Origin of the sequence: Aliiglaciecola sp. 3_MG-2023 (genome assembly GCF_030548205.1) — a bacterium.
Taxonomy (GTDB): Bacteria; Pseudomonadota; Gammaproteobacteria; order Enterobacterales; family Alteromonadaceae; genus Aliiglaciecola.
Genome location: NZ_JAUORV010000005.1, coordinates 241,958 through 254,335, shown reverse-complemented (window position 1 = coordinate 254,335; position 12,378 = coordinate 241,958). Strand labels below are relative to the sequence as shown.

Below are 12,378 nucleotides of genomic sequence, written 5' to 3'. Positions count from 1 at the left end.
CATTTACTTCATGCAAGCCTAATTAAATTTAATTAAAATACACCTATGAGCCTTGTAAAATAGGTTTTTGTAGCGTTTAATACAATTATTAAAACTATCAATGGTCAGGATTTTGTAGTGAATAATACAAATAATTCCACAGTACGAGGAAGACCAAGAAAACTAGACCGAAAAGAAGGCCTAAAAAAAGCGTTAGCGTTATTCCAAGATCACGGTTTTGAGAATGTTTCAGTGGCTGAATTAAGTGCCACGCTAAATGCCACCGCCACATCAATTTATGCCACATATGGCAATAAAGAAGATCTTTTTTTAGCAGCGTTAGGGTTTTATAAAGACCAATTTTGGGAACGACTAGAGAAGATGCTAGCCGACTCTCAAAATCCCAGCGAGATGTTTAGAAATAGCCTGGAGATGAGCCTCGAATTTTACCTAAATGAGAATCGCAGAAGCGGTTGTTTAATTTTGCAAGGACACCTTTTTTGCCGCAACAAATCCATACTGAATGAGATATCTAAACTGCAAAAGGAATTGCAAACAAGCTTACAAAATCGTTTGCAAAAATTAGGGTCAGAAAATCCAGAGGAGTTGGCCGATGTTTTAATAACACTTATGGGCGGCATTGCCCTGTCGGTAAAATCTGAATCTGACGAAGACAAACTTTATACCACCCTAGAATTTTTCTGTACTGCTTTTGAGTGTTAAGAATCTCTAAATTGAAATGCCCATTTCAGAAATGACAACGAGGCACACTGGCTAATTTCGTCTTGTTTTACCAACCTAATTAAGCAAGACGAAACAAATCCCTCTTCCATTTTTTGTAAGTAAGCGTTTACTACAGAAAATTCAGAACAAAAAAACACCATATCGCACAAATCCAATGAAAAACATTCAGCATCCATCGGATAATTAAAAATAACAGTGGAAAATTCCTAGGTTTTCATTAAGATCATGCCTGCTTCCAGCGCACCCGTAGCTCAGCTGGATAGAGCGCTGCCCTCCGGAGGCAGAGGTCGTGAGTTCGAATCTCGCTGGGTGCGCCATTTACTAAAGACTTTAACTAGTAGTGCGCACTAACTTTTATATTTCTGTGACCAGATTGTGACCAAAATAAACTTATATCTAATTTAAACTAGCCTAATTCCGTTCGCATGCTGGGATATTTATAAAATCTGTGTCACCCTGTTCAATAGCTTCTTTCAAATTTGCTTTACGGGATTTTCTAGATTTGATTGATTCCCCAAATACCTGATGATGAGCCTTCTCCATCAACTCTGTAGCTTCACTATGTGACAATAAACCAAGTGCTTTACCAGCTTGAATAAAACCTTCAGTTCTATGCTTTTGCTTATCATCTTTTTTACGACATTTTGCATTCTCAAAGGTCTCAACAAGTTGCGAGAAACAAGAAGCAATAAAATTTTGTTGATTCATATTTAAGCTCTTATTAGGTTACTTTTGATGTTTGTTAATTTAGTACAATGGAAACTAAATAAGTTTCAAGGATTCTAGTTTGAAGACTTAATAAGTAACACCTCATCACCTTCCTTATAAAAATTGTAATTTCGCTACTCAGTTACAAGCTATAAATGGGTACCCTCTGTAATTTTTCCCAACTTATAAACCACTCTCACACCACCCTTTGACGTAATCTCCTCCTTAAATTCGAACAGCTCAGTTGCTTCCATAAAACTCTTTAATGTCCTATGATCTTCCCTTAAAACTGTAGACACTTTTCATATACGAACTTTACTTAGCTGACACAGACTTTTTATTTTTTCAACATAAATGGCAGAACCTACGAAGTCCCATTAAGCTCAGTGATTGATGCCACAGAAACTAAAGAAGACAAACGAAACTCATCAACAAATAACGAAGGAAAATCATGAGTATGAATATCAAACCCATAAGAAATGAGGCTGATAATCAAAAGGCGCTGAACCGAGTCAATCAACTGTGGAATTCGGTTCCAGGCACTCCAGAATATGACGAACTAGAAATTCTTGCAATACTGATTGAGGCATTTGAGAAACAGTTTAATAAAATGGAAACATTAGATCTTGCCGTTGTGGCTAATGATGACCATATACAGGACGTAATCGATAAAGAAAATAAATCTATAGTCGATTTGCTATGCCAAATGGACAAAGACACAATGTCAAAACCAATAGACCTAGATAAAGTACCTGACACAGTCAGAGTTAGTACAAATTTTCTCAACCAACTGACTGTTGCTGTACCGTCGAGTGTGATTGTTAGTTTGAATCTGAAAAAAGGAGATGATTTAGAATTTTGCGTTGGAGATGCAATTATTACTGTTGATAGAGGGCGCTGATCTGTATATGTGTTGATTTGGGCGTTACCCTGACGGTGAAGTTTATGCCCAGACTGTGTAAAAACTAAGAATGCCGCTACCCAACTCCGTCATATGTGATACCCGATCTGTCAAATAACTTAGTCACCGATTATTAGCGTTAGCACAGCATATTGGTTTTGTGGTGCTGAGGTCGGTCGATAATGACAAATATGATGTTTTAACGTGATTTTTGGCGTAAATGAAAGCTGAATTCACCTTTATTTACTGATGGCTTCCATCAATCCAGTTGTTCCCATTATGGTCATCATTCGTTTCAGGTTGTCAGCCAATACATTTAGGCTCATTTCGATACTCCCATTCTTTTTACTTCTCATTAAGAAGTGTGTCGCACCCATCCACATTTTAATCGTTCCAAATGGATGCTCTACGGTTTGTTTTCTCAGAACGGGTGTGTCTGGATTATCGTCGAGCCGCTGCTGCATGGCGTCTATCACCTCTTCGTGAACCCAGCGTTTCATTTTTCTTGGTTCTTTTAATAACGTTGTGCATTTAGCTCTTATAGTACAATCTCGGCAAGCAATATGGTTAACGTATACTTTTTGCTCAAGACCGTCTTCCGTCACATTGCGGCGATGTGGTAATTCTTCGCCCGCAGGACATGTATAGATATCCTTGTTTTTATCGTATTTGAATAACGATTTGTTGAATATGCCTTTTTTGGCTGAGCCTGATGTATCGGTTTGTGGTACGTTTGCGGTCATGCCTAAGTCTTGTGTCGCTTTGATATCGTTGCGGCTAAAATAGCCCTTATCGGCGATGATGGTGATGTCTTTCTTACCCAACGTTTTTTGGACTTGCGCTGCCACTACGGTGAGTTGTCCTCTGTCTACTGTCATGGAGACATCGTGCTCAACAATCAAGTGATGCTTAGTGTCCACGGCATTTTGCACGTTATAACAGACCTGTCTTTCCATGTGAGGCGTTTTCATTAAACGTGCATCAGGGTCCGTTTGTGATACTTGCTTGTCAGGATGTTCGTTGACCTCTTCATCAAGCGCTTTAAGTTCAATTAAACGCGCTTCAAGCCATGCTAATTTTGAAGATGATACTGTGGTGTCGATATCCTTTTCATCCCCGTCTTTGGCGTCCATTTGACTTAGGTATTTTTCAATACTTTTCTCTACTCGGTCGATATGGAACTGGACTTTGCTAGGTGTATAGTTTTTTGATTTGTTGTTCACTGCCTTGAATTTACAGCCATCAATGACGAAGACCGACTCGTCAAACATGTTGAGTTGACGACATAACTCAACAAACTTGCGGCAGACATTTTTAATCCCCTTGCCATTATCTTTCCTAAAGTTGGCGATAGTTTTAAAATCAGGTCTTAAACGCTCGAGTAACCACATTAATTCAACGTTACGGTGACTTTCCTTTTCTAATCGACGAGATGATTGAATGCGATTTAAGTAACCGTAGATATAGAGTTTCAGCATCGTGGATGGATGATAGCCTGTACGGCCGGTTAACTTAGCATTAACAGCCTCGAAACCAAGTGCGAGTAAATCAAGTTGGTCTACAAACACATCGATGACTCTTATTGGATTGTCTTCGGTAACAAAGTCATCAATTGCTTCTGGGAAGAGCGTCGACTGGTGTCTTGATTGACCTATAATATGGTGAGACATTGCAGATTTCCTCTGATTTGGCTTACCATTTTATTATACTAAACTAGGCCATAAAGTTGGATCGGTGGCTAAGACTGATTGATCATAAGTAGCTTGTTCTTAGGCCAAAAGGTGATCAATAGTTTTTACACAGTCTGTGCCAATAGCAGCCACTCAAGCTGGGAAGTTTGAATGGCTGCTGTGTACGTATAGGTGCCGTTGGCGCTGTGACAATTGAATAGCAACTAGGAGCGATTTTCAGCCGTTGGTTTTTAAGGGTATGACGATCTTCCTCTAATATGTTTACTTTTTAGTCGGAGGAGATGTTAATGTAGAAATTGATCCAGAAAGGGCTAAATTGCATAGATTGCTGGCTTTATCAAATGTCACATTCTAGGAAAATCGCTTTAATCCGCAGGGATACACTATTCGTGTAAATAACCATCATTGTATTGTGATTTTAATGATAATCAGTAAGGATAGTTATGGAAAAGAATGACTTTACAGAAATGGTAAACAAATCATTAGTATCTGTAGTGAATCTCTTTTTTTGCTACCTTCAAACAACAATTTTATTATTGTTCAGATCCAATAAACTAAAATCCTATCAAAACAAACTGAATGGCTATGTTATGTTGGCAGTTAATATTTTTCTGTCAGTAACAGTGACCAAATGGATTCTAGGAATATTTCTGTTTACCTTTGTTAGTTTACTTAGATCCTGCGAAAATTATGATGTTACGAAAGTGCCACTTCCTGAGTTACCTTCCATATTGAGTGAATTTTCTCTCATCATGTCGCTTAATGAATTTACTAAGGTCGTTCTCCCATCATTTTTTATATTTTTAATATTAATATCCTTATTTGACAAAATTCATGGAAAGAGCGAAAGATATTGCTCTGTATTACTCTACACTCTAGCTCATTGGTTATTATCAATGCCGCTGGTTCTTTTTGTTTTTTATAAATTGAGTAATTTCATTTCAGAACAATCCGTTATGACGTTTACTTCAACAATGTCGCTTGTCCTTATATTTTCGTTTTTATGGCCGGGAATGTTCTTTTTTAAATACTACAAAAATAATATTGAAAACTATAAGAATCAGTTTAAGGTTTTCTGTATTGGTATTCTTTTTATAGTAATTTCAGTGGCTTTTTATGGTCTTATAGTTGCTATAGAGTTTATAAGAATTGTAAAGGAGAATAAATTTCAAATACCCTACATCGAAGGTTTTGTAGTAGATGAAAATGATTTTGTTTTGACAATACTCTTGAAGAATAATGACAAAAATCCCGTTTATCTTCAAACAGACAGCAGTTTTATTCTGGAAGAAAGTAGCCATCATCACTTAGTCAAAATTGATGGCTCCGAAACAATTGTTATTTTGTACTCGGCATCTGATGATACTAGGGAAAAATTACAAGATTGCACAGAAACTTTTGACGAATCCCCCTTAATTAAAAGATATGCCTGGCATCGTCGTAACGACATTTCTCCGAGACTAGTTCGTTCCAAGGCTGATATGGCTGCATATAGAGAGTGTCGGATGAACGTCCTCACGTTTGAAGAATCCTTTAAGTTTCTTAATGATGATGGAGAGTCCTTTCACATACGTTTTAATTTAAGCCCTGTCAATTACGTTCAAGACATTGACAGTAAATTATAGTGGCTCTGCGAAGCTGGCTACGCACTTATCTTCGAAATAGCTTTGATAGAGTCTTTTTTCCTACTTTGCCAATGTCCACTAATGGCTGTGAGTTCAATGAGCAAAAACTTCGGATGACAAAAATCCTCCCTTAATTAGATAATTTGCTAAATTTTTCTTAGAAATTGGAATGTATTCTCCATTTACAATATCGAAACCTTGCCGCTTAGTCTCTGCAAGCACCGCAGTATTTGTCAATTGCTCTGGTTTTAAATAGATAATGATGTTCTTATTTGACTGATGATGATCAAATTTTATTCTATCGTTTTTTATTTGTCTCTCGAAAGAATCAGAATATCTCGAATTTGCATGAATCGAATGAACCTCATCAATATGTTGCGGTCCTTGAACTTCAAAGTGAACTTTATGTTCAGGAAACTTAATAACTAGATCAGTTCTGAGATAACAAGTCCCGCTTTGACCAAAACAAAGCTTATCTTCCAAACAAGAAATTAAGATATTTTTTTGGGGATCGAAGTAGTCGTGCAATAAATGATATAGGCGTTCGCCACAATCATCATTTCCGTAGCGCCTAAAATCGGAAAAATCCAGTTCGGGAAATGACAAGCTCAGAACTTCCGCTAAAGTATAATTTGGCAAGTTGGCAATGTATGACAATCCGTGTGATACGAAGTCAGCTTTTTTTAAAAAGCGGATCATATCAAGATCAGCGCCATGCTCTTCCTTTGAGGTAATTTGCGTGACCAGCCATAAGACAGCATCTCTGATGTTCTCCTTCATAAGCTCACCCCTTTGGTTAACCCAATGAAAATTCTCTACGCCTCCGGTAAATTGATATGGCGAAAATTTGTACTCTGGGAATAATTGAATGCATAGAGATGCAAAATTAGTCTTATGATTTCTGGAACTTGCGGAGGCAACAGAACCGTTAGTGAATCTTTCCAATTCTCTCAAAGTAATACTAGGCAATTCATTTAGACTTCCTCCCATTCTTTTAACTGCTGCAATTATCAATGCCTTTACATAATCCAAGTGATTAAGGTTACCTTGGGCGGCAGTGTGTGTTTGAAAGTGCACTTCATTAAAATGGTTACACATTTTGCTCACACTATTACCGAAGTGATCCATCATTTTTCTACCAACTGAATCTTTTCTAATTTTTTCTACAGTGGGCCATTTATTTATCATGCAGATTCTTTTCTTTAGTGCCTCAAATTCTTCTCTAGCTTGAAGTGGATATCGATCGAAATAACGATGGGGAAGCACATCACAGCATTGGATCATGCTAGTATTTTCAAAAACTTTAGCCTTTAATTCAGATGTAAGTCTTAATTGAGAGGGTATAAGTGCTTTGAGTATTGGACAGTTCAAAAGCATCCTTTGGCTGAGTTTTTTTATCGAGCATTTGTTGCGTTCAGCACAAGCCTCCATCAATTCTCTAAGCCTTTGAGGATTTTCTAGGAAAAACTTTGTACAATTTTTTGAGGATAATGCGAATATAAGCTCTTTATCACATCCCGCGTGTATTAAAGCCTGAGTATAATTGTCGCTTGAAGACTTATTAATACGCCTCGCCTCAAGCCTAGTTACACCAATATTGCGTGCTAATTCACCTATCGATAAAACATCACACTTATCACATAAGACACAATCGCTAAAGTCCTCGAACGAGAGCTCTTTTAGTTCGCTAATGGTTGAAACACTAAGAAGTTTGCAATCACACTTCATCATACACGCCTTGTTCAGTTTTCAATTCCAGATTTAAGACCTATCAGAACTTTCTTTTCCTGTTATTTATAAACGAGGGGAAAGTATTAATCAATATTGACATTCAAGATAAATTTGTTATTATTCAATGGGTTGTTCGATATTAACTTCTCTGTCATACTGCTTTTGCAGTCCATACCTGTTCCTTTTATAACTGCACTACCTCGGGTAGGTGTTTTCCAGCCTACGATGTCCGAGGTACTTATTCCTAAAAACAAGGAGAAAGTTAATGTCGAAGAATATTAAAAAGACTAAAGAGATTCAGCTTGATGACTCATTGATAAATTCTGCAATTGCATATTTTGATCGCCTGCCTCGATCACCCACCGAAGTTATTGAGAATTGGGCGGAGATCGGTAGGGCAGCAGCGGAACAACTTACGGAGGAGGAATTAATGAACCTCCAGCTAAGAAACAAAGAAGTCAAGATAACAGTCGTTTCTAAAACTTAACCGTTCAGCAGAAGTGTTGCAAATAGACCTATCAAAAAATAGTTATTGACCACAATCAAATATACTGTATATAATTACAGTTAGCTCATATAGAGCCTCACAACAACAGAAAAGAAAATTAAAAATTATTGTTGTTGAGGTTATGTATGAAAAACTTACAATTTGAAAATTCTTCCACCGTCTTGGCTTGCCATCCCACAGCGCTGCCAGCGTTTGAGTTCACTCAACTCGTCTTTCACTTCCACAATGAACGAAAAATAAGTGAAGCTCGATTGCGTTTGCTGAACAGAATGTTCAGGTTGACGACTTTTTCCAAAGAGAACAAAGATTTGTTTTTCGAAGGCTGGATGCCTCTGATTTGTGGGTTAACGCCTTCAGTCAAAAAACAGCTTAGAGGGGGCATATCCAACATAGAACAGCGTGCTTGGCTTTATTCACTTCATTCTATTTTACATTTGTCCCCCAAAAAAGACGTAATTTACAATATCTCATTGTTCTTTGAATACGCACCTGACCGCATTCAAGCGCGCCTATTCACTGGGAAGCTTCCTGCAACAGTGCTTGCGCGCACAATAAGTTTCACTTCAGAAAGCCGAGCTGCAGTAAAGCATGCAATGAACAAAGAGGCCAAAAAGTGAATAAGTCCTCTCAAAATAAAAATGACGCTTTGACATCGAAGCATAAACTCAGACAAGAAAAGGAGCTTTCTTGTGCGTATGACAACCTTACAGAACATGATATTAAACACTTACTGGAATACTGCCATGAATCAGAAGACAGGCAAAGTTCACACTTACTTATAGCGTCGCTCTTCACAGCGAGAAGCATAAAGTGTAATGGTCTAATTATTCAAAACACTTTGTTGGAGGGATAATATCAAAAACTAACGAGCTAAAGATGAAGAAGTACCCAGCAAAATTACACACTTGTAGATGGAAAATAGGGCTTTGACATGTTGTCATCGCCCCTTTAAAAAGTTACTTTTTGTTGCTTCTCAATCTCGCTAAACCAAGCAGGCCAAGACTCAATACTATAAGTGTTGATGGTTCAGAAACTGCAACCGGTTGATCCCAAGACCATTCACTTCTTGTGTAGTCGTTGCCATCCCATGTATAACCGATTGAAAACTCACTGCGAGGAAAATCCCAAGTATCCATTGTTTGATAGTCAAAATTACTACCTGAACCATCAGAGATACCCACTACACCTTCGTCTGGATGTTCATCTGGATCTACACCATCCAACGATAAAAAATTGAGTTGAATATCGCCACTTTCGGTAATAATAGCTTGAAATGTGTTTAACAAGTCCTCGTCTTCATAATCTGGAATCTCAAACCAAGTAAAAATGTAAGCATTCTGACCATCAAAAACACTTGTATTTTGAAAAATGCGAGCATCGTCATTTTCGCTTGGGTCTAGATCACTCCAAAAAGCCGCAATTGACACTCCATAATCATCCTCAAATTCATCGCCAACATCATAGTCATCTGTGGTTTCAGTGAAATTTAAAGAGCCGTTGGTATTAACGGAAACGCTGTTGTATGAGGCTCCGTAGACACTCATTATAGGACTCAAAGCTACCTCTTGATATAGATCATCTTCATCAGTTAAGTCAGTTAATTCTGTACCAAAGTCGTTATACCAATTTGGGATAAGACTGGCCTGTGCGTTTAAACTGAGTCCTAGAACTAGAGTACTGAATAATGCTGTAAACGTTTTATTTGATCGCATAATTTTTCCTTAAATGTGCTGTGGTTAAAGGCTTAAGCAACACATAGGCCAAATATTAACATCTTGTTTTTGCTTCAATTTTGATAAGCAGTAAATCTAATTGGTACAAAATACTGACAACACAAGAGGTTAAAAATCACAAAAATGGGGAAAGCTGAGAAGTCAATAAGAAAGCGGACGAATCATGACTGGCAAAATATCACGTACAAAAAAAGAGCCTAATTTAGGCTCAACGTCGTTTACTTCCCGAGATTTTAATAATCTTCTTTTTGTAAACTGTAGGGGGGTTAACAAAGAACAAGCTTACGCTTGTTCTAAAGATACTCTGGCACGGGGATGCGCTTGTTGGATGGTTTCTTCGTCGGTTTTGACTAAGGTTACGTCAAACTCAACATCCAAATATTCCCCTTTAAAACCATGCTCACTGATTAACTTGGCGTCGTTTACTGGATTTGCATCTACAACCAGCTCCTCACGGGTGGCAAAGGCAAAGTCATCAAATGTGTATTCGTCACCGGCTAAATTAATTTGCGAAGTTAGGTGTTTAAAGTTGGGTTTTGAAACGAAGTAATGTATGTGGGCAGGTCGGTTGCCATGACGCCCCAAGTTTTCCAGGACTTTCATGGTTGAACCCCCTGGAGGACAGCCATAGCCGCTAGGCACTATTGAGCGAACTACGTATTGGCCGTTTTCGTCGGTACGAATTCTGCGACGTAAGTTAAATTCACTTTGGCTTGGATCAAAATATGAGTATGCCCCCTTGGTATCAGCATGCCAGATATCGACCATGGCATTGGCAAGTGGATTGCCCTGCTCGTCTTTAACGCAACCATGCAACAGCATTTCTTGGCCAGGTGTATTACCATCGTCCATCTTGTCACCTTGTTGAATAATGGGTGCACCTTCAACATAAAGTGGGCCTTCGATTGTGCGTGGCGTACCACCCGCGATCCCTGCTAATTCATCTTTTGCGTCTTCACGAATATCTAAATAGTGATCGAAACCAAGGCCTGGGGCTAATAAAACAGCTTCTTTATTGGTGCCTAATTCATTTAAGTAGTTCGCACCTTGCCAAAATTCTTCTGGGGTAATATCTAAGTCTTCTATCATTTGGTATATGTCTGATAAAAAACGATGCATTATGTTTTTAAAGCGCGGATTGCCACCTTCTTTATCTAGGCCTGCTGCTTTTTTTAATAGAGCTTGTACTGCTTCTGTTTGCATTGTTTTAACGCTCATAAAATCTCCAAGTACGCTAATTGATTATGATTAATGGATAGATGAAGGGTGACTGCACAAAGGTGTCACTGTCATTTCCATGTAGGGATATAAAGGAAGCCCCATCAAAATCTCATGGAGATGCGCGTTATCTTTTACTTCAAAAATACTAACATTGGCATACTGCCCCACAACGCGCCAAAGGTGCTTCCAAATACCTTGCTGCTGAAGCTGCTCGGCATATTTCTTTTCTGTTGCTTTTATTTCATCAAATTGCTCTTTAGGCATATCTTTTGGTGGAATGACGGTCATATTTACTTGAAATAACATATTGGTATCCTCGCGCTACTTACGCACATATTGAGTGAATTTGTCTTCGTCTATCTCTAAGCCTAAACCCGGCAAAGTGGGGATTTCGACCCCGAAGTCTCGGTATTTAAGGGGAGTTTTAGTAAAATCATCTTGCAACAATAAGGGGCCGAACATTTCGGTCCCAAATTGCATATTAGGTACGGTTGACCATGCATGTAATGCTGCGGCAGTGCCTATGGAACCTTCAAGCAAAGTACCGCCATACACATCTATCCCGGATGCGGCACATACTGCAGCAACATCTAGAGCGCCTTTAAGTCCACCTGCTTTAGCTATTTTGAGTGCAACTGAACCTGAGAATCCTTGTTTCGCTAATAAATAAGCGTCTTGGCTGTCTGCAATTGATTCATCGGCAAGAATGGGAATATTGAATTTTTCAGACAATCTGACAAGTGCGGCATAATCTTTTGCAGGGGTTGGCTGTTCCACCAAATCAATACCGGCATCTTGCAGTGCCTGCATACCTTTGACCGCATTAATTTCATTCCATGCTTGATTGACGTCAACACGAATACTGATATCACTGCCCAGTGCCTGTTTAACCGCTTTGACGTGTGCAACATCGTCTGCCACAGCCCGAGCACCAATTTTCATTTTAAAGTGGCAATGTCTTCTCTGCGCAATCATTTTTTGCGCCTCGGCGATGTCTTTTTCCGTATCACCAGAGGCCAAAACCCAAAGGCAGTCTAATTTTTGATGACAAGCTCCTCCTAGTAATTCGGAGACTGGCACGCCCAATTGCTTTCCTCGTAAGTCGAGTAAGGCTGTTTCTATTGCCGATTTTGCAATATAATTTCCGCGAACAGACTGATTAAGCAGTTGCATAAAGGCATTGATGCTGTCTATCGGTTTGCTGAGTATAAGGGGAGCAATGTACTTGTCGATATTCGTTTTTATGCTTTCAGGGCTTTCAGGACCATAGGCTAATCCGCCAATAGTAGTGCCTTCACCTATACCCTCAAGACCGTTATCGTCACTTATACGTACAATTACCATAGATTGTACTGACATCGACGTCATCGACAGTTTATGGGGCCTTATTGTCGGAATGTCCACAATAAAGGTGTTGATACTTGTAATCTTACTCATGTTAGAAATTTGTTACCCTGCAGTTAAAGTTTGTTTAATTTAAATGCTATTTTGTGTCGTTACCAATATTGAATTAGTAGTAAGCAATACCTTGGAGGTA

12 protein-coding genes and 1 tRNA gene are annotated in these 12,378 nt (G+C 38.6%); 6 read left to right on the top strand and 7 right to left on the bottom strand.

Annotated elements, in window-relative coordinates:
- The first annotated feature begins 117 nt into the window (after positions 1-117).
- Positions 118-702, top strand: a complete 585-nt coding sequence (locus tag Q4574_RS07745) for a TetR/AcrR family transcriptional regulator (RefSeq protein WP_303473229.1) — start codon at positions 118-120, stop codon at positions 700-702.
- 261 nt (positions 703-963) lie between these two features.
- A tRNA-Arg gene (locus Q4574_RS07740) sits at positions 964-1,040 on the top strand.
- Between the two features lie 94 nt (positions 1,041-1,134).
- Here the strand turns inward: Q4574_RS07740 and Q4574_RS07735 are convergent.
- Positions 1,135-1,431 (bottom strand): hypothetical protein, encoded by a 297-nt coding sequence (locus tag Q4574_RS07735; protein ID WP_303473227.1) that lies wholly within the window; start codon positions 1,429-1,431, stop codon positions 1,135-1,137.
- Between the two features lie 451 nt (positions 1,432-1,882).
- On the opposite strand from Q4574_RS07735, the gene Q4574_RS07730 reads away from it, so the two are divergent.
- Entirely contained in the window at positions 1,883-2,332 is a 450-nt protein-coding gene (locus tag Q4574_RS07730) for a hypothetical protein (protein ID WP_303473225.1), read from the top strand.
- A 239-nt stretch (positions 2,333-2,571) separates the two neighbouring features.
- On the opposite strand, the gene Q4574_RS07725 is transcribed toward Q4574_RS07730, so the two are convergent.
- Positions 2,572-4,002, bottom strand: coding sequence for an IS1182 family transposase (locus tag Q4574_RS07725; RefSeq protein WP_303473223.1), 1,431 nt, complete (start codon positions 4,000-4,002; stop codon positions 2,572-2,574).
- Between the two features lie 464 nt (positions 4,003-4,466).
- On the opposite strand from Q4574_RS07725, the gene Q4574_RS07720 reads away from it, so the two are divergent.
- Positions 4,467-5,648 carry a hypothetical protein gene (locus Q4574_RS07720; protein ID WP_303473221.1) on the top strand — a complete coding sequence of 394 codons (1,182 nt, stop codon included), beginning with the start codon at positions 4,467-4,469 and terminating at the stop codon, positions 5,646-5,648.
- Between the two features lie 93 nt (positions 5,649-5,741).
- Here Q4574_RS07720 and Q4574_RS07715 read toward each other — a convergent pair whose 3' ends face one another.
- Positions 5,742-7,376 (bottom strand): hypothetical protein, encoded by a 1,635-nt coding sequence (locus Q4574_RS07715; protein WP_303473219.1) that lies wholly within the window; start codon positions 7,374-7,376, stop codon positions 5,742-5,744.
- Between the two features lie 268 nt (positions 7,377-7,644).
- On the opposite strand from Q4574_RS07715, the gene Q4574_RS07710 reads away from it, so the two are divergent.
- Positions 7,645-7,866 (top strand): hypothetical protein, encoded by a 222-nt coding sequence (locus Q4574_RS07710; protein WP_303473218.1) that lies wholly within the window; start codon positions 7,645-7,647, stop codon positions 7,864-7,866.
- A 146-nt stretch (positions 7,867-8,012) separates the two neighbouring features.
- The gene (locus tag Q4574_RS07705) at positions 8,013-8,504 is read left to right on the top strand and encodes a hypothetical protein (protein WP_303473216.1); all 492 of its coding nucleotides are present in this window, start codon (positions 8,013-8,015) and stop codon (positions 8,502-8,504) included.
- Positions 8,505-8,843: 339 nt separating this feature from the next.
- Here the strand turns inward: Q4574_RS07705 and Q4574_RS07700 are convergent, their stop codons facing one another.
- From Q4574_RS07700 to Q4574_RS07685, 4 genes are all read right to left on the bottom strand, one after another.
- On the bottom strand, positions 8,844-9,599 hold the full coding sequence (locus Q4574_RS07700; RefSeq protein WP_303473214.1) for a nidogen-like domain-containing protein: 756 nt from the start codon (positions 9,597-9,599) through the stop codon (positions 8,844-8,846).
- Between the two features lie 303 nt (positions 9,600-9,902).
- A complete protein-coding gene (gene catA / locus Q4574_RS07695; protein WP_303473212.1) occupies positions 9,903-10,838 on the bottom strand; it encodes a catechol 1,2-dioxygenase in 936 nt (311 codons plus the stop codon).
- A 30-nt stretch (positions 10,839-10,868) separates the two neighbouring features.
- Positions 10,869-11,147 carry a muconolactone Delta-isomerase gene (gene catC, locus Q4574_RS07690; protein ID WP_303473210.1) on the bottom strand — a complete coding sequence of 93 codons (279 nt, stop codon included), beginning with the start codon at positions 11,145-11,147 and terminating at the stop codon, positions 10,869-10,871.
- 15 nt (positions 11,148-11,162) lie between these two features.
- Positions 11,163-12,278 carry a muconate/chloromuconate family cycloisomerase gene (locus Q4574_RS07685; protein WP_303473208.1) on the bottom strand — a complete coding sequence of 372 codons (1,116 nt, stop codon included), beginning with the start codon at positions 12,276-12,278 and terminating at the stop codon, positions 11,163-11,165.
- Positions 12,279-12,378 lie beyond the last annotated feature (100 nt).

Coding starts and splice junctions, on each gene's coding strand:
- Q4574_RS07725 (WP_303473223.1), bottom strand. CDS start 4,002: ATGTCTCACCATATTATAGGTCAATCAAGACACCAGTCGACGCTCTTC.
- catA (WP_303473212.1), bottom strand. CDS start 10,838: ATGAGCGTTAAAACAATGCAAACAGAAGCAGTACAAGCTCTATTAAAA.
- Q4574_RS07685 (WP_303473208.1), bottom strand. CDS start 12,278: ATGAGTAAGATTACAAGTATCAACACCTTTATTGTGGACATTCCGACA.
- Q4574_RS07710 (WP_303473218.1), top strand. CDS start 7,645: ATGTCGAAGAATATTAAAAAGACTAAAGAGATTCAGCTTGATGACTCA.
- Q4574_RS07735 (WP_303473227.1), bottom strand. CDS start 1,431: ATGAATCAACAAAATTTTATTGCTTCTTGTTTCTCGCAACTTGTTGAG.
- catC (WP_303473210.1), bottom strand. CDS start 11,147: ATGTTATTTCAAGTAAATATGACCGTCATTCCACCAAAAGATATGCCT.
- Q4574_RS07700 (WP_303473214.1), bottom strand. CDS start 9,599: ATGCGATCAAATAAAACGTTTACAGCATTATTCAGTACTCTAGTTCTA.
- Q4574_RS07705 (WP_303473216.1), top strand. CDS start 8,013: ATGAAAAACTTACAATTTGAAAATTCTTCCACCGTCTTGGCTTGCCAT.
- Q4574_RS07715 (WP_303473219.1), bottom strand. CDS start 7,376: ATGAAGTGTGATTGCAAACTTCTTAGTGTTTCAACCATTAGCGAACTA.
- Q4574_RS07730 (WP_303473225.1), top strand. CDS start 1,883: ATGAGTATGAATATCAAACCCATAAGAAATGAGGCTGATAATCAAAAG.
- Q4574_RS07720 (WP_303473221.1), top strand. CDS start 4,467: ATGGAAAAGAATGACTTTACAGAAATGGTAAACAAATCATTAGTATCT.